Here is a 22,071-nt window from a genome sequence, read left to right as displayed (position 1 = left end):
TAATGAAAAAATCGTTGATATATTGCGAGTTATGATCGATATGTTTGAAAAATCGTTGATATAATTTCGTGTACCGTTAAGTGCGACCATTACATAAAAAAGCGACTCTAAACGAGCCGCTTCTGCTTTTAATGATATCCAGCTCCAGTGACTAGAACAGTCGGTCATTTCGCGCCTTCCTGTGAGGCAAAAAACGCCTCTTCGTCAGGAGCTCCAATGCCTTCCTGTTCTGAGCAAGTCACCTCCGCTTTAAATTAATATCCAGCTCCAGCGGCTAGAACAGTCGGTTGTTTCACTCCTTCATTCGAGGCAAAAAGCGCCTCGTAATCAGGAGTTCCAACACCCTCCTGTTCTGAACGAGCCGCTTCTGCTTTAAAGTCTATTATTGATTCAAGAACGCACGTAGCATCCAAGCGTGTTTTTCTAGTTCTGTGTAGATGCCTAGTAGTAGGTCAGATGTCATTTCGTCGTCAGAGTCTTGAGCGATTTCCATGCCTTTTTTCAGTTCGACTAGCATCATTTCGTAGTCTTTCATGATTGCTTCGACCATCCCTTCTGCAGTTTCTCCGTATGCTGCTTCTTGAATAGAAGATAGTTCTAAGTATTCTTTCATTGTTGCTACTGGTTTGCCGCCAATTGCTAAAATACGTTCTGCAATTTCATCGATATGAGTAGCTGATTCTGTGTAAAGTTCTTCGAATTTCTCGTGTAATGTGAAGAATTGAGGTCCTTTTACGTACCAATGGAAGTTGTGAAGTTTTGTGAATAAAACGCTCCAGTTTGCTACTTGTTTGTTTAATACTTCGATTACTTGTTTGTTCATTATGATCAATCTCCTTTTGAGTTGTTATGTGATATCAATTACTAATTTATAATTATTATAATCTAGTAATCTCTATAAATCAACCCTTTTGCTGGAATTAATTTGAACAAATTATGAACTGTTGTAAATAAAAGGCCCTATTACGGTGAAGTAATAGGGCCTTTGTTTGAGATATGGCTCTTGTTTTAAACGAGCCGCTTCTGCTTTTATTTGTTAAACAGCTTTTTGCTTTTCTTCTACATCCTGTCCATCCCAGCACTCTGTATTCTTTAAGCCAGGGATAGAGTTTGCAACGAAGACAGGATCTTTTCCTTGTTTCTTCTGCTTCAAATAGTCTACTAATGCAGCGTAAGCAAATTTGCTAAGGAATGAGATGGCAATTAAGTTTGTGAATACCATTAGTCCCATGAATAAATCAGCTAAACTCCAAACTGTTTTAAGAGCAGCGATTGATCCGAAGAATACCATTCCGACAACTGCAACACGATAAATCATTAACCATGTTTTACTTTCTTTAATGAATGCAATATTTGTTTCACCATAATAGTAGTTTCCTAGTAGAGAACTGAAAGCGAATAGGAAAATAATAATAGCTAAGAAAGTGCTTGCCCACGGTCCGATTTGTGAACTTAATGCGTTTTGTGTTAATTCGATACCTTCTAAATTCGATCCTTTGTAAAGTCCAGAACATAATACGATAAATGCTGTTGATGTACATACTAAGAATGTATCTACGAAAACACCTAATGCTTGAACGAATCCTTGTTTAGCGGGGTGAGATACATCTGAAGTTGCAGCGGCATTAGGAGAGCTACCCATACCTGCTTCTGTCGCAAATAAACCGCGCTGAATTCCGTATTTGATTGCTGCACCAATACCACCAGCGATGGCTTGATCTAATCCGAATGCACCATTAAATATTTCCATGAAAATGCTTGGTAACATATTGAAGTTTTTTATAACAACAAAAACAGCCACACCGATATAAACGATTGCCATTGGAGGAACAATCATTTCAGTAATACGTGAAATACTTTTAATACCACCAAAAATAATAACTGCAACTAATACAGCTAATAGAGCTCCTACGATCGTTCGCTCTAGACCAAAAGCATTTTCAAACGCTATTGTTACTGTATTGGCTTGAACTGAATTGAAAATTAATCCGTACGTAACTGTAATAAGAAGTGAAAACCAGACACCCATCCAGCGTTTGTTTAACCCTTTTTCCATGTAGTATGCTGGGCCACCACGGAACCTGCTTCCATCTTTTACTTTATAAATTTGCGCAAGCGTACATTCTACAAAACTAGTAGCTGCTCCGATAATCGCGATAAACCACATCCAAAATATTGCGCCAGGTCCACCCATTGAAATTGCTAGTGCTACACCGGCTAAGTTCCCGATACCGATACGTGCTGCTGCACTTAAGCAAAATGCTTGGAATGGAGAGATGCTATCTTTCTTCTTTTCTTTTCGATTGAATCCTTTACTAATTAAACTGACCATCTCACTGAATTGAGTAATTTGGACAAATTTTAATTTAAAAGAAAAATAAAGACCGAAGCCGATTAGCATTGCAATAAGAATATATGACCATAAAATATTATTCGTTACCTCAAGGAATCTGCTAAAGATATCAACCATATAATACACTTCCTTTTTTTCGTAATAAGAAAATTATATGCAAAAAATATACGAGAATCAATTTTTCTAAAAAGTTATGTTACTTAAATCATTTTTGTGTTATGATTATGTTACATCGTAATATTTTTAGAATTATTTACATTTTAAAAAACTAAATTTAAAGCGAGAAAGTGGGGATAATTTGAGAGAAGAATCTTTATTGAAAGTAAGCCTTGAGAGTTTGAAAATGAGAAGCAACATATTTTTTATCATTACATCTTTAAGTATCTTTTTAGGGGCCACTTATTATTACAATAAAAGATTTCCAAACCACAAATATCCTGAGTGGTTAGAATTTCTAAAGTTGATTGCATGAATAAAAGACAGAAAAACAGAAAATTAAAATAAAAAAGTTGTGGAGGAGCTAAAAATGAATATTAGAGAAAGTGAACTTCCGGGTATTGGTTATAAGTTTCAAATCGTTACGAAAGGTAACGAAAAGATGGTAATTGTCATTCATGATGATGGACGTAGAGAAATGTATCATTTTGATTCAGACCATGAAGAAAGCATCTCGAGTATTTCACTACGTGACTCAGAGGCAAGACAAATCGCAGCAATATTAGGTGGAATGGTATATAAGCCTAGGGCGTTAGAAAATGTTGAGATGGTTTTTGAAGGTTTAGCGATTGAGTGGTTTAAAGTGGAGAATTCAGCTCCAGCAATCGGAAAAACAATTGGCGATCTTGAAATAAGAAAAACATATAGCGTAACGATCATCGCAGTTATGAAGAAGAACATGAAGAAGCTATTTAATCCAGGACCAGAAACAGTAATTGAAGAAGGAGATATGCTTGTAGTTTCAGGTGAGAGAGAAGAAATTAAAAAAATCATTAATGAATTACTTTCAAATAGGGGGGACTGACTAGATGGATACGTTAATTTTTGAAGTTGGTACAGCTTTAGTTTTAGTGGCAATTGCAGCGGTAATTGCAGGGAAATTTAAATTCTCAGTAATTCCTTTTCTAATCGTTCTTGGAATGTTAGTAGGACCGCATGCACCGACAATAGGTGTTATCGATCTCAAATTTATTGAAAGTGCAAGTGTAATTTCCTTCCTTGGACGGATTGGGGTTCTATTCCTTCTATTCTATCTAGGATTAGAATTTTCAATGAAAAAACTAATTAAATCTGGACGCTCTATTGCGATTGGCGGAACGATTTATATTTTAATTAACTTTTCACTTGGTTTGTTATACGGATTTATAATGGGATTCCCATTACTAGAAATCTTAATTATTGCGGGTATTATTACGATTTCTTCTAGCGCTATCGTTGCTAAAGTGTTAGTGGACTTAAGAAGAACTGGTAATAATGAAACCGAATTAATTTTAGGAATTATTATGTTTGAAGATATATTCCTTGCTGTATATTTATCAGTTGTTTCTGGTTTAGTACTTGGGGATCACGCTTCCTTCTTAGGTGCCCTTACTTCAATTGGAATTGCTTTAGGATATATGCTTCTATTCTTTATAGTAGCTAGAAAGGCTACACCGTTATTAAATAAATTGCTCAATATTAGCTCAGATGAAATCTTTATTATTGTAGTATTTGCTTCTTTATTCTTCATTGCTGGTTTTTCAGAAACAATTCACGTTGCAGAAGCAATTGGAGCACTTCTTCTAGGATTAGTTTTCTCTGAGACGGAGCATAGTGACCGAATTGAACATCTTGTTGTTCCATTTAGAGACTTTTTCGGAGCTATTTTCTTCTTCAGCTTCGGGTTAAGTATTGATCCGTTCTCATTAGGCGGAGCGATATGGTTAACGTTAGGTGCTGTCCTTCTTACGATAATCGGTAACTTTGTAGCGGGAATGATTGCAGGAAGACAAGCTGGATTATCTCATAAAGCATCAACAAATATCGGATTAACAATCGTTTCAAGAGGAGAGTTCTCCATCATTATGGCTAATATCGGTATCGCCGGTGGTTTAATGTCAGTCTTAAAACCATTCTCAGCACTATACGTGCTTATACTATCCATTTTAGGCCCACTTCTGACAAAAGAGTCGAAGAATGTATATAAATTCTTAAATAAAATCTTTAAGTGGGATACGAAGACTAACTAAATTTTAAAAAATAAAAGTACAAGATATTTCCTGCTTGTACTTTTATTTTTGCAATGAAAACAGTAAAGAGAGGTAAATGATGCTAGGAGAGTTGATTCATTCAGTTTTAGTTTTTTTAGAAGGACTTGGTTATTGGGGAATTATGCTGGGATTAATGCTAGAGGTTATTCCAAGTGAAATCGTATTGTCTTATGCAGGTTATTTAGTATCAACAGGAAGCATTACATTTTGGGGCGCTGTCGCGTTCGGTACAATTGGTGGTGTAATCGCACAACTATTCATTTATTGGATTGGTCGATATGGAGGAAGACCTGTTCTTGAACGATATGGAAAATATATTTTAATTCAGAAGAAACATATTGATTATGCTGAAGATTGGTTTAATCGTTATGGAACTGGCGTTATCTTTACTGCACGTTTTATTCCGGTTGTGCGTCATGCTATTTCGATACCAGCGGGTATTGCGAAAATGTCACATGCTAAGTTTATTACGCTAACTACATTAGCTGTTATTCCGTGGTCGATTGTGTTTGTATATTTAGGTTTTAAATTAGGAACAGAGTGGGAAAGCATTAATAAAGTTGCGGGGCCATATGTGAAATACTTTGCACTTGCTGCTATTGTTTGTGCAATTGGTTATTTTGTATTAAAAAAAGTGATGAAAAAAAAGTGATTACGGAAAAGGAATCTATGTCGACATAGGTTCCTTTTTTATTGGTATTTTTTCAAGGATGAAAGAATACGTTTAATATTTACCATATTGTGGCATACATATAGAAAAAGGGTGCTTGGAAAGGGGATTATAGAAAAATGGAACTCCAGTTTCAAAATGTATATCAACAGGTAGAGAATTGGTATGTGTTGGATTCGGAGCTTCCTTGGGATGTCAAAAAGCTGAGAGAGGATTTGTTTTCTCTTATTGAAGCATGTAAAACGCCCGTTATTTTTTGTGATACGTGTGATGCAAACGATGTGCTTCTATCATTAGGGGAAGAGGAAGAAGAGTTCTTATTTCCAGTAGGTGGTTTTTATCATAAAGAAAAGCAATTAATTTTCGTTTGTATGTGGGAAGAGTATGAACAAGTTCTCAAAACGCTACTGCATGAATTTCGCCATGCGATGCAGCATAAGAGAGATATATTGTATGTGGGAAGTGAACGGTACGAAGAGCGGTGGATTGAAAAAGATGCGAGGAAGTTCGCGGAGAGGAAATTGGATGAATATAAGAATAGAAAGTTAATGTAAAGCATAGTGGAGAAATAGCGCTGTGCTTTCTTTGTGCTTATTAAAAATAAGTATTTGACTTTTATAAAGTTTAGTTCTAAACTAATGGTATAAAACGAGCGAGGTGATGAAATGAAAACAGGAGATAGATTAGGGCTACTATTATGGTTTCGTTTATCACGTTTTTATAATAAGAGTATTCGTGAGACGAATCAGCATTTGAAGAAATGGAATGTATCTGCCGCCCAGTTTGATGTGTTAGCTCAAGTTGGAGGACATGATCGTTTAACGCAGCAAGAACTTGGAAATAAGCTATTTGTTACGAAAGGAAATGTAACGCAGCTTTTAAATAAAATGGAGCAGCTTGAGTGGATTTCGCGTGAACAAGAGGGTACTACGAAATATATTTCTTTAACAGAAAAGGGAAGAGCTTTATATGAGGAAATCGTCCCACCTCAAGAAACGTTCCAAGCAGAGAAGTTTCATAATTTAAATATAGAGGAACAAAAGCAATTATTAACATTACTAAAAAAGTTACAGTAAGAAGAAATTTTAAAATAAATCTCGAATTCGAGATAGTATGAGGTGAAGGGTATGTTTAGAAAAGTTGATCATAAAAATATGGGCAGAGCAAATCATGGCTGGTTAAATACACATTTTCATTTTTCTTTTGCTAATTACTATAACCCAAATAACATGAACTTCGGAGCGTTACGTGTTATTAATGATGATCTAGTAGCAGCACAAACTGGTTTTGATATGCATCCGCACCGTGATATGGAGATTATTTCTTACGTTGTAGATGGTGCTTTAACACACGAAGACAGCATGGGAAATCGCGGAACGATTGAGCGTGGACATGTTCAATATATGAGTGCTGGCACGGGTGTATTTCATAGCGAGCATAATTTAGGCGATGAAACGCTGCGTTTATTACAAATTTGGATTTTACCAGACCGTGCGGATCATAAACCAAACTATGGTGAGTTTAAATTTGATTGGAGCAAGCGCGAAAATGAATGGTTTCATATGGTATCTTCAGTAGAAGGAAATGCACCAATTCAAATTCACCAAGATGCGAATTTATACTCCTTATCATTAGAGGCTGGAAAAGAAATTCATTTTCCAGTGAAAGAAGGCCGTCAATTGTACCTTGTACAAATTGAAGGAAGCAGTGTAATCAATGGTGAAAATCTTGTTATGCGTGATGCAGCAGAAGCGGTAGAAGAAGATATTCATATTGAAGCAAAAGAGCAATCTCATTATTTAGCAATTGAATTGAAAAAACAATAAAATATGTAAAAAAGAGGATATCCAATAGGATGTCCTCTTTTTTGATTGGAATTGTCTGAAAAATGTTTCTCAAATTTTCGGTGGAGGTATCGGCTGAAAAAATCAGAATTTTATAAAAGTGTCAAAAATCTTTATGGGAATGGGGAATGTTATAGTGAAAAAGCAAGTCATTTCATCAGCATTAGCGTTAACTGTTATCGCCGGGGGATTTGGAGCGTTTGGGGCAACGACAACGAAAGCGGAAGAACAAAAAATTCAATATCATCAAGAATTTAAAACACCTGCATACATAGGTGAAGAATGGAAAGCACCGGAAGGACTAGATAAAAAAGAGACGGTCTTTCAATACTTAGAGAGTAAGAAAGATATGTTTAAATTAGCAGGAAATATTGAAAAGCATTTTAATATCGTTGGGGAAGAAAAAGACGCTGAATCTGATACGACACATGTGAAGCTAGTTGAGAAACATAATAACATTCCTGTGTACGGTTCTGATCAAACTGTTACACTTGATAAAGAAAATAATGTAAAAGCATTCTTCGGACAAGTTATTCCGAATTTAGATGATAAAAATATTCCTGCAGCTGCAAGTATTACTGCGGAACAAGCAGAAACAATTGCAAAGGCAGATATTGAGAAAGAAATTGGTAAAGTAAAGAGTTATGACGGTGTGAAAAAAGATTTATTTGTATATGAAAAGGACGGTAATTACTACCTTGCATACTTAGTTAAGGCATCGATTTCAAAACCAGCTCCAGGGTATTGGCATTATTTTGTTGATGCAACGAATGGAAATGTTATTGAGAAATATAACGCTGTAGATAACATTACTGGATTTGGTTACGGAGTATTAGGAGCTAGACAATCATTTGAAATTGCTCAAGATACGAAAACAGGACAATTCAACTTGTTTGATGGTAAACGAGGACAAGGTATCCATACATTTGATGCAGAGAATATGGACGAGAACTGGTTTAATTTATTCTCGCAATGGCTTGGATATACAGGAGAAGAAGTTGAAAGTAAATCTAAGTTCTTCGAAGATAAAGCTGCAGTTGATGCGCATGTAAATGCAGGAAAAGTATATGATTACTACAAAAAGACATTTAATCGTAACTCTTTCGATGATAAAGGTGCGAAGCTTATTTCTACTGTTCACGTAGGAGAGAGCTGGAATAACGCGGCTTGGAATGGTGTACAAATGATGTATGGTGATGGCGATGGAAAAACATTCATTCCATTATCTGCTGGACTTGATGTTATCGGTCACGAATTAACGCATGCTGTAACTGAACATACAGCAAACCTTGTTTATAAAAATGAGTCAGGGGCGTTAAATGAATCGTTATCTGATATTATGGGTGTTATGGTTGAGAAGAAGAGCTGGGATTTAGGTGCTGACATTTATACACCTGGTAAACCAGGCGATGCACTTCGTTCATTAAAAGATCCAGCGTCTATTCCAAACCCATTAAAACCAGGTGAAGGTTACCCAGATCACTATAATAAACGTTATACTGGAACAGCTGATAATGGCGGCGTTCATATTAACAGTAGTATTAATAATAAAGCTGCTTATTTAGTATCTGAAGGCGGAGATCATTACGGCGTGAAAGTAACTGGAGTGGGCCGTGAAGCGACAGAAAAAATTTACTACCGCGCTCTTACGAAATATTTAACTGCAAACTCTGACTTCAAAATGATGCGTCAAGCTGCTCTTCAGTCAGCTGAAGATTTATATGGTAAAAACTCTAAAGCTGTACAAGCTGTAACGAAAGCTTATGATGCAGTAGGCGTAAAATAATAAGAGAAAAAACCTGACTAAAGTGTCAGGTTTTTTTTCTTTATCCCGCTAGTCGCGAATACCTAATGCGATTTTCGCCATACGTGACATACGTTCTTTCGACCACGGTGGGTTCCAAACGACATTTACTTCTATTTCATTAACTTCAGGTACGTTCGTTGATAATACTTTTTTAACGTCTGATACGATTTGCCCAGCCATTGGACAACCGATAGAAGTCATAGTCATCGTAATGACAGCATTATTATTTTCATCTGCTGTAACATCATACACTAATCCAAGATTAACGATATCAACACCTAGTTCAGGGTCAATAACAGCTTCTAAATTGGTAAATAATTTATTTTCAAATGCTTCTTGTGACATAAGCAGCCCCTCCTACAATTTAATGATATCGATTCTCATTATAACGGAAATGAGCATAATGTGCAGGAAATGAGCTCAAAAAAATATCCCTCTTTGAAAGGGGGATATTTTTTGAAAAGCTATTCTGTTTTAAAATGAGATACGAGTTGATCTAACTCTGCAACTGTTTGTTTCATTTTTCCAGCAGTTACTGTCATTTCATTCATAACGATAACTTTCTGTTCAGCAGATTGTGCTGTTGCGGCGGTTTCGCTGGATACTTCAGTCGAGATAGAAGCGATGTTATTAAGTGAAGCGTTCATTTCTTCAGCACTTGCAGCCATCTCTTCAGCAGTTGCTGATATATCTTGCATTTGAGTAGATACTTTATTTACTTGTTCTACAATTGTTGAGAAAGAAGTACCAGCTTCACGAATAACATTAATGCCTTCAAATGCTTCAGAACGGCCTTGAGACATCATAGAGCTAGCAGTTTCTGTATCATTTTGAATTTGATGTAGTAATTGATTAATGTCTGTTGCAGCTGTTTTAGATTGTTCAGCAAGTTTTCGAACTTCGTCAGCTACGACAGCAAAACCTTTTCCTTGCTCGCCAGCACGAGCTGCCTCAATAGAAGCATTTAAAGCAAGTAAGTTTGTTTGCTCAGCGATATTAGAAATAGATTGTACAGCAGTATCAATATATTTCGTATGAGTGATTAGACGTTCAACCACTTCTGACGTAGCATTTACAGCTTCGTGTATTGTTGTCATTTGTGAAACAGATTTTTGGATAACGGTACTTCCATCGCTAGCATGTTCAGATGTGGCAACAGCAAGTTCCGCTACAGATGAAGCAGATTCAGCAATACGCTGAACACTTACTGCCATATCATCCATTGCAGTTGAACTTTCTTCCATACTAGAAGTTTGTGATTGAATACTTGCATTTAAGTTGGACATCGAGCTTTGGACTCTTATTGTCGCCTCGCGTGATGTATTCGTTTTTTCTAGCATATTTTCAGAAGCGGTTTGTACTTCCACTGATGTTTTTTGAACACGATTAATGATATGTTGTAGGTTTTCTAACATTTTATTAAATGATGCTGCGATAGCACCGATTTCATCGTTGCTATTTACTTGTAGACGTGCCGTTAAGTCACCTTCTTGAGAGGCTAATTCTTTTAGTTTCGTGTCAATTTGTTGAATTGGTTTCACAAGTTTACCAGAGAACCACCATGCAAGAATAATTGCAACGACGATACAAATAACAAGTGATAGAAAGACTGCATATTCAATTCCTAGTGAAGATTGATCAATTTTTTCAATAGATTGATCACGCAATTTAGCTTGCTCATTACTGTAATTTGTGAAATCACCAATTACTTTATAAACAGAGCCATTTTCTGAAGAAGCTACTTGTAAAGCTTCTTCCCATTTTTGCTCTTTTGCAAGAGTGAATACTTTTTCTTCAATGAACTTTCTCCAAGTAGACCCTAATTCCATTGTGCTTTTTACGGAGGAAGAAGCATTTGGATTAGAAAGAAGTTTATCTTTTGAATCCTCAAGACGTTTACTCATCTCATTAAACTTGTCTAATTCGACTTGATCATGTTGTAGTAAATAACCTCTTAAAGCAGAGAGCTGTACTTGATAGGCGTCTCCACGCTCTTTTAATTCTGTTGCCAGTGGAGAAATTTCTTTTTGTAATGTTTCAGCTTTACGAGATTGGTCAATAGCAAAAAATAAAATAAATGCTAAGGCGATACCGAATAAAGCGCAAATCGTTCCCATCATGAACATAAGTTTTTTTCTGATACTTACAAAATTCATATAATAAAAAGCCTCCTTTGTGAAATCTTAGTATTAGAATTAATAAATGTAAAAAATTGAAAGAAAGCTTTACTCCAGTTGGAATAAAGCTTTCTTATTTCCTTTAGGAATTATAGCAGACGGAATGAGAGATAGAAAGAGATATTTTAAAGTGAAAAAAGAGAGACTGTAAAACTTGCTTTCCTATACCTTTGAGCTCGTGTCATTTTCACTTTAAGCGTTTGTTTTGAAATGAGAAACGAGAACTTCAAGTTCTTGTACGATTGTTTTCATTTCAGATGATTTGTTAGCCACGATACTCATTTTGTTTACTTGATCACCAGCCGAATGTGCTGTTTGTGATGTTTCTGCAGCAACTTCGTTTGAAATAGAAGCGATATTATTTAAAGCTGCGTTCATTTCTTCAGAGCTTGCAGCCATCTCTTCAGCAGTTGCAGACATTTCTTGCATTTGCGTAGAGACTTTGTTAATGTGGTTAACAATTTCTGAGAATGAAGATCCGGCGGTACGAATAACCGTAATTCCTTCAGAAGCCTCTGCTTGACCTTGTGTCATCATGTCATTTGCTATTTTTGTATCGGCTTGAATTTGATGCAGTAAATGGTTAATGTCAGTTGCGGCTAGTTGAGATTGTTCAGCAAGTTTTCTAACTTCATCGGCAACAACAGCGAATCCTTTGCCGTGTTCACCAGCACGAGCTGCTTCAATAGAAGCATTTAAAGCGAGTAAATTTGTTTGCTCGGCGATATTCGAAATAGATTGAAGTGCAGTATCGATATGATTTGTATGTGTAATGAGTCGCTCAACTACTTGTGATGTAGCGTTAACGGCTTCGTTAATTGTATGCATTTGTGTAATAGATTTCTCAATGACTTTATTCCCATCATCTGCTTTTTCTGAAGTTGTGACAGCTAAACTAGTAACAGAAGAGGCGGACTCAGCGATACGTTGAACACTCGTTGCCATGTCATCCATTGCGGTTGAACTTTCTTCAATGCTAGACACTTGTGAACGAATATTGTGTTCAAGAGCATTCATAGTCTCTTGTGTCCTTGCGGTATTTTCCATAGAAGCGGTTGTTTCGATAAATACATTTTCGGAAGCTTCTTTTACACTTGTTGATGTTTGTTGAACTTGTTTTATTATATGCTGTAAGTTAGTGAGCATTTGATTAAAGGAATTTGCAATGTCACCAATTTCATCTTTACTCGTTACGTGTAATCTAGCCGTTAAATCTCCATCTTGAGAAGCTAATTCTTTTAACTTCTCATCAATTTGTCGAATTGGTTTAACGAGTTTACCAGAGAACCACCATGCTAATAAAATAGACGTTAATGTACATGTAATGAGTGAGAAGAAAATGATATATTGAATAAGTGATGAAGAAGACTCGACATCAGCAATTAATGCGTCACGTTTCTCATTTTCTTCATTTGTATATTTATTAAAACGACCTAAAAGATCATTTACATAATCTGTTTGTGCTAACGCAATTTTAGATGCTTCGTCCCATTTTCCTTCACGCGCAAGAGGTAGTACCTCATTATCTATGATGCTACGCCATTTTCCTCCCATTAAAATGGCTTCTTTCATTCCTTCTGGGAGCTTTTTGTCACTTGTTACTTTTTCTCTAGTATCAGCTAATTTTTTCCCTTCTCGGTTGAACTTATCTAATCCTTTTTGATCATGTGATAGCAAATATTCTTGTAAACCAGCAACTTGTGCTTGGAACCAATCGCCACGTTCTTTTAAAATCGTCGCTCTTTTCGATACATCATTTTTTAACGTTTCGATTTCACTTGCTTGATTCATGGCGAATGAAAGAATAACAATAAGAGCAATGCTAAATAAAGAAGAAATGCTTAAGAGTGTGAACAGTAGTTTTTTTCGAATACTAACATATTTCATCGTTACCCCTACCCTCATTTAAACTATTTATTATGATTTATAGATATTAAAAACAAAATTAATAAAAACATTATTATGAAGTTATTAATCTGTTCAATGAAAATTATAGCAGATAATGGAAGGGGTCAGATTGGTATTAGAAAAAGTTCTTAAAATGTATACATTTGCATATCATAAAATTCATAAATAAATATTAGAAATGCTATTGAAATTTGAAATAACATCATGTATACTTCTAATTAGTTGATAACGATTATCAATATCAACTAAAACATTACTCTTCGTTATGTTGGTCATACCCCTTTTTGACGACGTAAGTCAGAGACGATATGTTGAAATATCTTGTGTCCTATTCTACAGAATTATGGTAATCTCCAACCTCAACTTATATGCGTGAGCATGCAAAAAGGATCCTATCCGTGAAGGGATCCTTTTTTGCATGCTGTCGCAATTATTGTATATAGACCAGGGATACGTTCTTCGATTCCTTCTGGTGCAGTAGAAGGGAAGACCCATCTTTGATGAGATCCATGTTCTTCAACTAGTTTTTCAATTTTAAAATGTTCTTCCGCGAGCGTTGTAATAATTTCTCCTAACGTCCAGCGACGGATGGTTGTTTTCGGTAAAGACTCTTTCTGCGCTTCTGTAAGAAGAATACTGTAAGCAACATCATCTTCAATCAATTCTTCATCGAAATAATTTCCGCTTGCTCGAAATGATGGGTGATCTACTCCTAATAGCTTTGTGTATATTGGATGGTAATCGCGAAGGATAAGTATACCACCAGGCTTTAGTAGTTGAGAGATTTTTGTGAAAAGTGGTTTTAAATCTAGAAAGTAATGAAGTACACCAAGCTCCAGCAATACGATATCAAATGATTTTGAGAGATTTACATTTAGTACATCAGAAACGATGTAATGAATAGAAACGCCTGCGGCATCTGCAAGTTCATTTGCATATTTTGCATTACTCGCTGAAATATCAACAACTGTTACGTCAGAGCCTAAAATGGCGAGAGCAACAGCTTTATTTCCTTTTGAGCCGAGTAAATTAATAATACATTTTCCTTTTGGAGATTGTATGTAAGGTAAATAATGTGCTACTTCGCGTGTGGGATCTTCCATGATTTTTTTCGCATAATCCTCCGGTGCCCCATGGCGATTCGTCCAAGCTTCATAAGCAGCTGTATTCCAGCTTTTTTCATTTATAGTGCTTAGTTGTTTTTGGTTCAATGTTATCACTCCTTTTGTGAACGTATAGGTATTCGGCGGGAGGATGGGATTTCCTGTTTTTTTTGATTTAAAGTTTGATTTTTCTGTTAGTTAGTCGTAAAATACGTGTTATACGTAAAAGCGTTGAAAAGGAAAAGTAGAATGAAAATATTCTTTCCAGAGAGCTTCGGTAGCTGAAAAGAAGCAAGAATATTCATTTGAACAATGGCCTTTGAGCTTCGTCCTGAACTTATCAAATGATAATAGTAGGCGGCGACGAGAGTTGGTACTCGTTATCAAAACCACAGTATAAGAGCATAGAGCTCCGTACTTGTTAAGGCTAATTATGTGAGTAATTGGCGAAATAAGGTGGTACCGCGACTGTTTATACAGCCCCGCCCTTATCTTTTTTAAGATAGGGGTGGGGCTTTTTATATTTTAAAGGAGGAATGTAAGATGAGTATTTTTATTGGAGGCGCTTGGCCGTATGCAAATGGTTCGTTACACCTTGGCCATATTGCGAGTTTATTACCTGGAGATATTTTAGCGCGTTATTACAGGGCAAAAGGTGAGAATGTGCTGTATGTTTCAGGGAGTGACTGCAATGGAACACCTATTGCAATTAGAGCAAAACAAGAAGGTGTGACAGCGAAAGAAATTGCTAATAAGTATCATGAAGAATTTCAGCGATGTTTTCGTGATCTCGGTTTTACGTATGATTGCTATACACGTACCGATAGCGAGCATCATCATGAAACTGTTCAAAAAGTTTTTTTACGTTTATTAGAAGAGGGCTATATTTATAAAAAAACAGTGGAACAAGCGTATTGTGAAACGTGTACGCAGTTTTTACCGGATCGTTATGTAGAAGGAATATGTCCACATTGCCATGAAGCAGCAAGAGGAGATCAATGCGATGCTTGTTCTGCTATTTTAGATCCTCTTGATTTGTTAGAAAAGAAATGTAAGTTATGTGGTAGTACGCCATCTGTAGAGGAAACAGAGCATTTCTATTTTGCATTGCATACATTTCAGGAGCAAATTAAACAAGCTGTAGAAATCGCAAAAGAAAAAGGAACATGGCGTGATAATGCAATTCAATTAACGGAAAGATATGTAAAGGAAGGGTTACAAGATAGGGCTGTATCAAGAGATTTACCAATCGGGGTACCAATTCCAGTGAAAGGGTATGAAGATAAGAAAATTTACGTATGGATAGAAGCAGTGGCAGGATATTATTCAGCGAGTAAACATTGGGCTGAAGAAACAGGAAAAGATGATCATGAGTTTTGGAATAGTGATGCGCAAACATATTATGTACACGGCAAGGATAATATTCCATTTCACTCCATCATTTGGCCAGCGGTTTTACTTGGAATAGGAGAGGAAGCAATCCCGCGTCATATCGTTTCGAATGAGTATTTAACAGTAGAGAAAAGAAAGTTATCTACAAGTAAAAATTGGGCAGTATGGGTACCTGACATATTAGAACGTTACAATCCAGATTCTATCCGTTACTTTTTAACAGTAAATGCACCAGAAAATCGTGACACTGATTTTTCATGGCGTGAATTTATTTACAGTCATAATAGTGAATTGTTAGGAGCATATGGAAACTTCGTGAACCGCACATTAAAGTTTATTGAAAAATATTATGATGGCACTGTACCAAAGGTGACTATTAATATAGAGCTGAAAGATAAAGTAGAAGGATTATATAAAAATGTAGGAGAGGCGATTGAGCAAACTAAATTTAAGGTGGCGTTAGAGACAATATTTGATGCAGTACGTTTTGCAAATAAATATTTTGATGAAAAGCAGCCGTGGAAACAAAGAGAAGATGATCCAGTTTCATGTGAAGAAACGATTTATAACTGTGTTTATCTTATTGCTAATTTTGCAAATCTCCTTGAACCATTTTTACCATTTTCAAGTGAAAGAGTTCGAAATACATTGTCGATTGTTAAACGAAATTGGGAACCTCAAAATACGTTGCCGAATAGAATTGATAGCGTACAGCCATTATTTGAACGAATTGATGTAAAACAAATTGAGCATGAGATAGAGAAGTTATATGGAGTGGTAAAATGAGAGATAACAAAAGACCTTTCAAGTAAATGAAAGGTCTTTTGTTATGCAGTATGATTCTCTTTCTTATCTTTCAAAAAGAAAAGTACAGCAAGGATTACAAGAATAATAGCTGCAATATCATACGTTATTTTAAATGTAGTATTAAAGTTTAAGTACTCTACGAAAGGAGTTTTCACTGCTCCTGCATATATACAAACGGGAATGAGAAGTAAATCGTAAAATTTCTTTTCTTTCATATATCTTATTAGGAAGAAGATGCACATAATAGCAAAAAATATGATGCTTAAAATAGTCATTTATACCTCCAGATAAATTCTGCATTTTTTTCAAGCGCTATGCACGCGATTATGTTTCCTTTCTTTTCTAGCTGTAAGCAGCTGAGGAGTGAAAATCCCAATCAATATAAAAACAATCCCAATCCACTGCATGAATGTTACGACTTCATGTACAAGTGTAATAGAAGCGATAATAGCAGTTGGTAATTCAGCTGCACCTAATATTGTACCGAGTCCTGTTCCAACCTTTGGTACACCGATTGAAAAACAAATGACAGGTACAACAACGCCGAATAATCCGAGAAAGAAAGCATATTTCCATAAACCGGCTTGCAGGGCACCATCTGTTAAAAAGGTCGGCGGGAAGAATAGGCATACGATAAGAGTCGCACTTGTTGTCATAAGAAAGCTTTTCGTATAAGGGGGAACATCTGTAGCAACGCGTCCGCTTGCAAAAACATAGAATGAAAAAGAGACAGCAGCTAATAGTCCAAAGGTAATCCCTTTCGTAGAAAAACTTTGTCCGAGGCCTTCAAATACACCACCTGCAAACAATGTACCAGCAAATAAAATAAGGATAGATATGATCTTATCGCGGCTTGGAAATGTTCGATTTGCAATTGCTTCGATAATGACACCAATCCAAGTGAACTGAAAGAGTAGGACGACAGCGATAGATGCGGGTAGTTCTTCTACAGAAATAGCGTAGAAAATCCCAGTCATACTCATTGTTGTTCCGACGGTTAGTAATGAAAAGAATTGTTTTTTTGTTACTTTATGACGTGAAAAGAAAAGAACGAGTAGAAATAGTCCAATCCATCCGAAGACATATTGTCCCCCTAGTAGTTGATGTGCTGAAAATCCACTTAGGAACCCGAGTTTGAAAATAGTTGAAAGTATGCCGTAGCTGCAAGCACCGAATAAAACGAGCAATGAATATTTAAACTTATCCATGAAAAATCCTCCTTTTAAGTAATAAAAAACGCCCGCTATCCAAATAAGGATAACGGGCGAACGAAACAGAGTAAGACACTCTACAAAATTCCGCCACTCACACATGAAGTATGAGTTTGGGGTATGTAATTATAGCGAATGTTACATTGCTTTTGGGAATACAATAGAGCATTTTACACCTTGAGCTGTGTTTTGTATCCCGTAAGGAAACTGATGTTTATCTAATATTTGTTTCACGATATATAATCCAAGACCACTACCTTGTACTAAACCGTGTTTATCAGGGTTTGCGCGATAGAAAGGCTCAAATAAATGAGCAAGTTTATCTTCATCAATTTGTGAACCTGTATTTAATACTTCTAATGCGTAACCGTTTGGTTTTTCATAAAGCTTTATATATACGTGCTGATGGTCAATTGTATAATGAATTGCATTTGAAATAATGTTAAAGATAGCAGTTTGAATAAATTTAGGATCAGCTAAAATTTGTACGTCGTGTTTAATATTAGATTGTACATTTAATTGTTTTACAGATACAAAGTAATCTACTTTCTTCATAACATCCTCAATAATATTAGATAAAGAAATGACTTCTAAATTCGGTTTAAATTGAGGGTTTTGTATTTTGGATAATTCCGACATTTTTTCCGTTAATATGTTAATGTCTTGCATCATCTCGTAGGAACGTTTCAAATACTTATCTCTATCTTTATAAGCTCCAATTCCGTGAATCATGCCATCTAGTTGTCCCATAACGGCTGCGATTGGTGTTTTTAATTCATGGGATACCATAGACATAAATTCTTTACGAGATTGTTCTAATTGTTGTTCCTTCTTGAGCTCATTTCTTAAATCTTGATTGCTTTCATGTAAATTCTTCACAATATTTGGTACTTGTGAAGCGGCTACTGACAAATTAAAATCTGTTTGATCTGAATTTTTGTTAAGGAGCTTTTTATCTGAGAAATCAAGATTCATAATATCTTTTAAAGCATCGCTCATATATTGAAAAGGTTTAGCAATTAGTTTTGCGTACATTAAAGATCCGAGTAGAGATAATGCAAGCATTGTCGCGCCAACCTGTGGAGCTAACTGCTGCAACGCATCTGCTAACTTTGGATTATCATTTGTATCATTTGTTTTACTTGCTGCATTTTGTGTATGTAAGGCATCATTATTAGCGGCTTTCTTTTCTGCTTCTGTAAGCTGATTAGAAGTGCTATTTTTCCCCGAAAGGTTTTGTGTATGTTCTTTTGCTTTTGCAGTTTGGCTAGGCTGCAAAAGGTGATTGATAGCTGTAGAAAGAGATTTATAATCTACAATAGAAGATTGGAAATTAGAAATGTTCCCTTCTGACACAGCTTTATCTTGATTCGTTTTACTTTGATCGTTTTGCTTATCTGAATCCGCCTGTTCTGTAGTCGGCGTTCCATTTTCTTTCGCAAAACGTTCTTTATCGTAGTTTGAAGCTAGAAAGTAAATAATTTGATAAAGACAAAGTGATAAAAGAATACAAAATAATAAGGTTTTGATGAAAATATTTTTGGTGATGTTGTCTTTACTACGATTCGATTTTGTAGCCAATACCTTTCACCGTTTTAATATAAGTAATTCCTAATTTTTTTCTTAAGTTTTTAATATGTGTATCTATAACTCTTACATCACCATAATGTTCATAGCCCCATACCTTATTCAACAAATCACTTCTTGATAATACTTTTCCTCGATTTTGCAGTAAAGTATAAATAATTTCAAATTCTTTTGTTGTCAATTCAATTTGATTACCATGAACATAAGCTGCATATGCTGTAGAGTTTAACATCAATTCATGGAATTGTAGTATAGTTGCAGCTTCTGCTTCCTTCGTTGCTGCCCTTCTTAATACAGCCTCTACACGCTTAATAAATACAGTGTAATGGAACGGTTTCGTAATATAGTCATCAATACCTAACTCAAATCCTTTAATTTCACTTTCTTCATTATGTAAGCCTGTTAACATAATGATTGGTACATCAGATTGTCCTCGCATAATTTTACAAATACTATAGCCATCTATATCTGGTAACATTACATCGAGGAGGACAAGATCATATGAATTTTTTTGGAAAAGAAGAATACCTTCTGTTCCAGCACCAACTACATCAACGGTAAAGTTTTGTGCCATTAGAAATTCACGAATAAGTTCTTGTATATCTGGGTTGTCTTCAATCACCAGTATATGCGTCATAGTAACACCTCCTAAATAACGCTTTTTACTGCAATATTCGAATTCATCATTTTTCGAGTGACTCAGATTGTTTATACATATAATAAGCCCCCGCTATAAAATAATCATGAAGGTAGCAAGGGGAATAGTTTAGTGTTACTGAATAGTTCAGAATTACAGTAGTTCTATTATAGTATGTATTATAAAATTTATAAAATATTATAACTGTATAATTTTAATATCTACGTTTATCAATGTTTAGATATTAGCTAATCAAATCTATTCCTATTATATATGTAAATACAGTTGTTTTGCTACTGTAAATGAATAAATAAAATAAGCCAAGACATAAAATTCTTGGCTACACATAAATCTTGTTTTTAGGCTATTTTACAGTGACAGTAGCTTGCTGCTGAACGCGCTCAAATAACCAGTGTATATCATTATTATACATACGAATACAACCAAGTGTTGTCCATTTGCCGATTGCTTGATTATTGTTAGTTCCGTGAATCGCATAAGTTGTTCCGTAAGTTCCTGCCATATTTAATCCAAGCCAACGGTCACCAAGTGGATTACGTGGATCGCCGCCTTTAATTTTGCCTGTATAATAAGGGCGGTTTTTAATTTTATTTACGATTTGAAAAGTGCCTTTAGGTGTAGGCGTTGCAGCTTTTCCAGTAGCGACAGTAAAACTTTTTATAAATTTTCCATCCTGATAATAATCCATTTTATTTAACTGAGTGTCTACGATTAATTGATCTTTCGTTGTAGCAGCCTCTGCGCTAGCGAATGGAAGAGTTAAAAATCCTAATGATAATAGTGCGCTTAATAATAATTTTTTCATTGTTATTCTCCTTTTACTATCGTAATAGTCTTACATACAATGAAGTTGTAATCCTCGTAATGCTTTATTTACATTTTCATCTAATGTTTCAAAGAATGTAGTGATTTTGCTGTTGTGTTTGTTGTTTTTATCAATAAGTAATCTTTCGTTTAATAAAAGCTCACCACGTAGTCCAAAACTTTGAACTTGAATATTTAGCTCATCTTCATTTTCAGAAATAATTGGTAAGAAATAGTGAAAAGCTTTCGTTGGAATGATGTAGCTTTTGCCAATCATGCTTTCTTGGTTTGAGTTAGTCCATTTTTTCGTGACAATTTTAATATTCTTTTTTGAAACGATAAAAGATAGTGTTGTAGATTTTGTTAAACTTACGTCAAATTCACTTGTTTCACATATGTGTAAATTAAAAACGGTTTCATTTTGATGAGATTCAACATTTGTATTAATAAAATCGTGCATTTTATATGCTTCCATTTCGTATTCACCCTTTTTTCAATTTCGAAAAACGACTTATATTTATTCAAATTAATGCTTAGTCATATATTAGTTAAATTTTTCAACAAATTCCGATATAATCTTACAATACGTATATGAAGCTAATATGAAGTTAGCATGAGTTTGTGGTGGTTTTTTATTGAGAACAAAATAAGAAAGGTTTTTCAGTGTTAAAAAAATGGATAAAATTTACATATTATTATTGCGTCTTTTTGTTATTTCGACTTAAAAAATGCTTTTAGCTACTTAATAAAGAACGGAAATCATTAGTGTGACCCTTACAAAAATGTAATAAAAATGTAAGCTATTGTGATAGTTATTTCGACAATTTTTTTATACAATAATAGTAAGAAGTTGTACGTGATTGAAAGGAGAGATGACATGGAATGGATTCATGAATTATTTCAGCAATACGGGTACTATGTTGTACTTGTAGGTTTGCTGTTAGAATATATTGCACTTCCGTTTCCGGGAGAGCCAACGTTAGCATATGCGGGATTTTTAGCACATAAGGGTGATTTAAGTTTACCGATTTTAATTATTCTATCCTTTATTGGGACAAGTGTAGGAATGACGATTCAATACTTTTTAGGAAATAAATTAGGTATGCCTTTCATTCAAAAGTATGGGAAATACGTATTTTTAACACAAAGAAAAATTGACTTAACGAGAATGTGGTTTGATAAGTATGGGTACTTCTTAATTTTTATTGGTTTCTTTATTCCTGGTGTACGTCATTTCACAGGATACTTTGCAGGAATTATTAATTTACCATTCCGTCGTTTTGCCATTACAATTTATTCAGGCGCTCTATTTTGGGTATCATTCTTCTTAATCGGTGGTTACTGGTTAGGTGGAAACTTACATGATATCTTTGGAGTGCTAGAAGGTCATATCGGTAAAATCATTTTTGGAGTTATTGTGATTGTAGCGGTTACGTTAGGTATTCGTTTCCGTAAGCAGTTAAAACGAGTATTACTACAAAACGCAAGCTAATATGAAATCCAT

22 protein-coding genes and 1 other annotated feature are annotated in these 22,071 nt (G+C 35.2%); of the genes, 9 read left to right on the top strand and 13 right to left on the bottom strand.

Annotation, left to right across the window (positions count from 1 at the left end; translation table 11 throughout):
* Nucleotides 1–254: 254 nt before the first annotated feature.
* From RT27_RS35150 to RT27_RS07960, 3 genes are all read right to left on the bottom strand, one after another.
* Entirely contained in the window at nucleotides 255–413 is a 159-nt protein-coding gene (locus RT27_RS35150) for an NADH dehydrogenase (protein ID WP_080990856.1), read from the bottom strand.
* The gene (locus RT27_RS07965; RefSeq protein WP_016079798.1) at nucleotides 383–823 is read right to left on the bottom strand and encodes a Dps family protein; all 441 of its coding nucleotides are present in this window, start codon (nucleotides 821–823) and stop codon (nucleotides 383–385) included. The genes RT27_RS35150 and RT27_RS07965 overlap by 31 nt, the downstream gene beginning before the upstream one ends.
* Nucleotides 824–1,036: 213 nt before the next feature.
* A complete protein-coding gene (locus RT27_RS07960) occupies nucleotides 1,037–2,470 on the bottom strand; it encodes an alanine/glycine:cation symporter family protein (protein ID WP_016079799.1) in 1,434 nt (477 codons plus the stop codon).
* A gap of 409 nt (nucleotides 2,471–2,879) precedes the next feature.
* Here RT27_RS07960 and RT27_RS07955 point away from each other — a divergent pair, with 409 nt between their 5' ends.
* From RT27_RS07955 to nprB, 7 genes are all read left to right on the top strand, one after another.
* Nucleotides 2,880–3,374: a cation:proton antiporter regulatory subunit gene (locus RT27_RS07955; RefSeq protein ID WP_016079800.1), complete on the top strand. Its 495-nt coding sequence runs from the start codon at nucleotides 2,880–2,882 to the stop codon at nucleotides 3,372–3,374.
* A 4-nt stretch (nucleotides 3,375–3,378) separates the two neighbouring features.
* The gene (locus tag RT27_RS07950; RefSeq protein ID WP_000380223.1) at nucleotides 3,379–4,578 is read left to right on the top strand and encodes a cation:proton antiporter; all 1,200 of its coding nucleotides are present in this window, start codon (nucleotides 3,379–3,381) and stop codon (nucleotides 4,576–4,578) included.
* Nucleotides 4,579–4,657: 79 nt separating this feature from the next.
* Entirely contained in the window at nucleotides 4,658–5,251 is a 594-nt protein-coding gene (locus RT27_RS07945) for a DedA family protein (protein ID WP_000900216.1), read from the top strand.
* 137 nt (nucleotides 5,252–5,388) lie between these two features.
* Nucleotides 5,389–5,823: a DUF3920 family protein gene (locus tag RT27_RS07940; RefSeq protein WP_043935782.1), complete on the top strand. Its 435-nt coding sequence runs from the start codon at nucleotides 5,389–5,391 to the stop codon at nucleotides 5,821–5,823.
* Nucleotides 5,824–5,934: 111 nt separating this feature from the next.
* Complete coding sequence (locus RT27_RS07935; RefSeq protein ID WP_016079803.1) at nucleotides 5,935–6,345, top strand: MarR family transcriptional regulator; 411 nt, start codon at nucleotides 5,935–5,937, stop codon at nucleotides 6,343–6,345.
* Nucleotides 6,346–6,396: 51 nt separating this feature from the next.
* Nucleotides 6,397–7,095 (top strand): pirin family protein, encoded by a 699-nt coding sequence (locus RT27_RS07930; RefSeq protein ID WP_000488928.1) that lies wholly within the window; start codon nucleotides 6,397–6,399, stop codon nucleotides 7,093–7,095.
* Nucleotides 7,096–7,249: 154 nt separating this feature from the next.
* Complete coding sequence (nprB, locus tag RT27_RS07925) at nucleotides 7,250–8,899, top strand: neutral protease NprB (protein ID WP_042969179.1); 1,650 nt, start codon at nucleotides 7,250–7,252, stop codon at nucleotides 8,897–8,899.
* Nucleotides 8,900–8,947: 48 nt separating this feature from the next.
* Here the strand turns inward: nprB and RT27_RS07920 are convergent, their stop codons facing one another.
* The 4 genes from RT27_RS07920 to RT27_RS07905 all read right to left on the bottom strand — a co-directional run bounded on the left by RT27_RS07920 (nucleotide 8,948) and on the right by RT27_RS07905 (nucleotide 14,216).
* A complete protein-coding gene (locus RT27_RS07920) occupies nucleotides 8,948–9,265 on the bottom strand; it encodes a metal-sulfur cluster assembly factor (RefSeq protein ID WP_000076420.1) in 318 nt (105 codons plus the stop codon).
* Between the two features lie 119 nt (nucleotides 9,266–9,384).
* The gene (locus RT27_RS07915) at nucleotides 9,385–11,076 is read right to left on the bottom strand and encodes a methyl-accepting chemotaxis protein (protein WP_016079805.1); all 1,692 of its coding nucleotides are present in this window, start codon (nucleotides 11,074–11,076) and stop codon (nucleotides 9,385–9,387) included.
* 213 nt (nucleotides 11,077–11,289) lie between these two features.
* Entirely contained in the window at nucleotides 11,290–12,984 is a 1,695-nt protein-coding gene (locus tag RT27_RS07910; RefSeq protein WP_016079806.1) for a methyl-accepting chemotaxis protein, read from the bottom strand.
* Nucleotides 12,985–13,397: 413 nt separating this feature from the next.
* Entirely contained in the window at nucleotides 13,398–14,216 is an 819-nt protein-coding gene (locus tag RT27_RS07905) for a class I SAM-dependent methyltransferase (protein WP_029443547.1), read from the bottom strand.
* Between the two features lie 114 nt (nucleotides 14,217–14,330).
* Nucleotides 14,331–14,601 (top strand) — a binding site (T-box leader).
* A gap of 50 nt (nucleotides 14,602–14,651) precedes the next feature.
* On the opposite strand from RT27_RS07905, the gene metG reads away from it, so the two are divergent.
* Nucleotides 14,652–16,286 (top strand): methionine--tRNA ligase, encoded by a 1,635-nt coding sequence (gene metG / locus RT27_RS07900; RefSeq protein ID WP_043935781.1) that lies wholly within the window; start codon nucleotides 14,652–14,654, stop codon nucleotides 16,284–16,286.
* A gap of 41 nt (nucleotides 16,287–16,327) precedes the next feature.
* Here metG and RT27_RS07895 read toward each other — a convergent pair whose 3' ends face one another.
* The 6 genes from RT27_RS07895 to RT27_RS07870 form a co-directional block, all read right to left on the bottom strand.
* Entirely contained in the window at nucleotides 16,328–16,582 is a 255-nt protein-coding gene (locus RT27_RS07895; protein ID WP_000154123.1) for a hypothetical protein, read from the bottom strand.
* A 30-nt stretch (nucleotides 16,583–16,612) separates the two neighbouring features.
* A complete protein-coding gene (locus RT27_RS07890; RefSeq protein WP_016079809.1) occupies nucleotides 16,613–17,515 on the bottom strand; it encodes a DMT family transporter in 903 nt (300 codons plus the stop codon).
* Between the two features lie 141 nt (nucleotides 17,516–17,656).
* Complete coding sequence (locus tag RT27_RS07885) at nucleotides 17,657–19,099, bottom strand: HAMP domain-containing sensor histidine kinase (protein ID WP_029443545.1); 1,443 nt, start codon at nucleotides 19,097–19,099, stop codon at nucleotides 17,657–17,659.
* Nucleotides 19,077–19,742, bottom strand: coding sequence for a response regulator transcription factor (locus RT27_RS07880; RefSeq protein WP_000148834.1), 666 nt, complete (start codon nucleotides 19,740–19,742; stop codon nucleotides 19,077–19,079). The genes RT27_RS07885 and RT27_RS07880 overlap by 23 nt, the downstream gene beginning before the upstream one ends.
* A gap of 364 nt (nucleotides 19,743–20,106) precedes the next feature.
* The gene (locus RT27_RS07875; protein WP_000735058.1) at nucleotides 20,107–20,568 is read right to left on the bottom strand and encodes a L,D-transpeptidase; all 462 of its coding nucleotides are present in this window, start codon (nucleotides 20,566–20,568) and stop codon (nucleotides 20,107–20,109) included.
* A 30-nt stretch (nucleotides 20,569–20,598) separates the two neighbouring features.
* Nucleotides 20,599–21,042 carry a DUF3978 family protein gene (locus tag RT27_RS07870; protein ID WP_000388762.1) on the bottom strand — a complete coding sequence of 148 codons (444 nt, stop codon included), beginning with the start codon at nucleotides 21,040–21,042 and terminating at the stop codon, nucleotides 20,599–20,601.
* Between the two features lie 402 nt (nucleotides 21,043–21,444).
* On the opposite strand from RT27_RS07870, the gene RT27_RS07865 reads away from it, so the two are divergent.
* A complete protein-coding gene (locus tag RT27_RS07865; RefSeq protein WP_000454754.1) occupies nucleotides 21,445–22,059 on the top strand; it encodes a DedA family protein in 615 nt (204 codons plus the stop codon).
* Nucleotides 22,060–22,071: the final 12 nt, after the last annotated feature.

Origin of the sequence: Bacillus sp. L_1B0_5 (assembly GCF_000836715.1) — a bacterium.
In the GTDB taxonomy this organism is placed as follows: Bacteria; Bacillota; Bacilli; order Bacillales; family Bacillaceae_G; genus Bacillus_A; species Bacillus_A thuringiensis_S.
The sequence above is the reverse complement of the archived record's forward strand: the minus strand, read 5'-3'. Positions and strand labels throughout refer to the sequence as shown.

What these genes read in the sequence shown, in the direction of transcription:
- RT27_RS07965 (WP_016079798.1), bottom strand. Translation starts at nt 823, where the DNA reads ATGAACAAACAAGTAATCGAAGTATTAAACAAACAAGTAGCAAACTGG.
- RT27_RS07960 (WP_016079799.1), bottom strand. Translation starts at nt 2,470, where the DNA reads ATGGTTGATATCTTTAGCAGATTCCTTGAGGTAACGAATAATATTTTA.
- RT27_RS07955 (WP_016079800.1), top strand. Translation starts at nt 2,880, where the DNA reads ATGAATATTAGAGAAAGTGAACTTCCGGGTATTGGTTATAAGTTTCAA.
- RT27_RS07950 (WP_000380223.1), top strand. Translation starts at nt 3,379, where the DNA reads ATGGATACGTTAATTTTTGAAGTTGGTACAGCTTTAGTTTTAGTGGCA.
- RT27_RS07945 (WP_000900216.1), top strand. Translation starts at nt 4,658, where the DNA reads ATGCTAGGAGAGTTGATTCATTCAGTTTTAGTTTTTTTAGAAGGACTT.
- RT27_RS07940 (WP_043935782.1), top strand. Translation starts at nt 5,389, where the DNA reads ATGGAACTCCAGTTTCAAAATGTATATCAACAGGTAGAGAATTGGTAT.
- RT27_RS07935 (WP_016079803.1), top strand. Translation starts at nt 5,935, where the DNA reads ATGAAAACAGGAGATAGATTAGGGCTACTATTATGGTTTCGTTTATCA.
- RT27_RS07930 (WP_000488928.1), top strand. Translation starts at nt 6,397, where the DNA reads ATGTTTAGAAAAGTTGATCATAAAAATATGGGCAGAGCAAATCATGGC.
- RT27_RS07920 (WP_000076420.1), bottom strand. Translation starts at nt 9,265, where the DNA reads ATGTCACAAGAAGCATTTGAAAATAAATTATTTACCAATTTAGAAGCT.
- RT27_RS07915 (WP_016079805.1), bottom strand. Translation starts at nt 11,076, where the DNA reads ATGAATTTTGTAAGTATCAGAAAAAAACTTATGTTCATGATGGGAACG.
- RT27_RS07910 (WP_016079806.1), bottom strand. Translation starts at nt 12,984, where the DNA reads ATGAAATATGTTAGTATTCGAAAAAAACTACTGTTCACACTCTTAAGC.
- metG (WP_043935781.1), top strand. Translation starts at nt 14,652, where the DNA reads ATGAGTATTTTTATTGGAGGCGCTTGGCCGTATGCAAATGGTTCGTTA.
- RT27_RS07895 (WP_000154123.1), bottom strand. Translation starts at nt 16,582, where the DNA reads ATGACTATTTTAAGCATCATATTTTTTGCTATTATGTGCATCTTCTTC.
- RT27_RS07890 (WP_016079809.1), bottom strand. Translation starts at nt 17,515, where the DNA reads ATGGATAAGTTTAAATATTCATTGCTCGTTTTATTCGGTGCTTGCAGC.
- RT27_RS07880 (WP_000148834.1), bottom strand. Translation starts at nt 19,742, where the DNA reads ATGACGCATATACTGGTGATTGAAGACAACCCAGATATACAAGAACTT.
- RT27_RS07875 (WP_000735058.1), bottom strand. Translation starts at nt 20,568, where the DNA reads ATGAAAAAATTATTATTAAGCGCACTATTATCATTAGGATTTTTAACT.
- RT27_RS07870 (WP_000388762.1), bottom strand. Translation starts at nt 21,042, where the DNA reads ATGGAAGCATATAAAATGCACGATTTTATTAATACAAATGTTGAATCT.
- RT27_RS07865 (WP_000454754.1), top strand. Translation starts at nt 21,445, where the DNA reads ATGGAATGGATTCATGAATTATTTCAGCAATACGGGTACTATGTTGTA.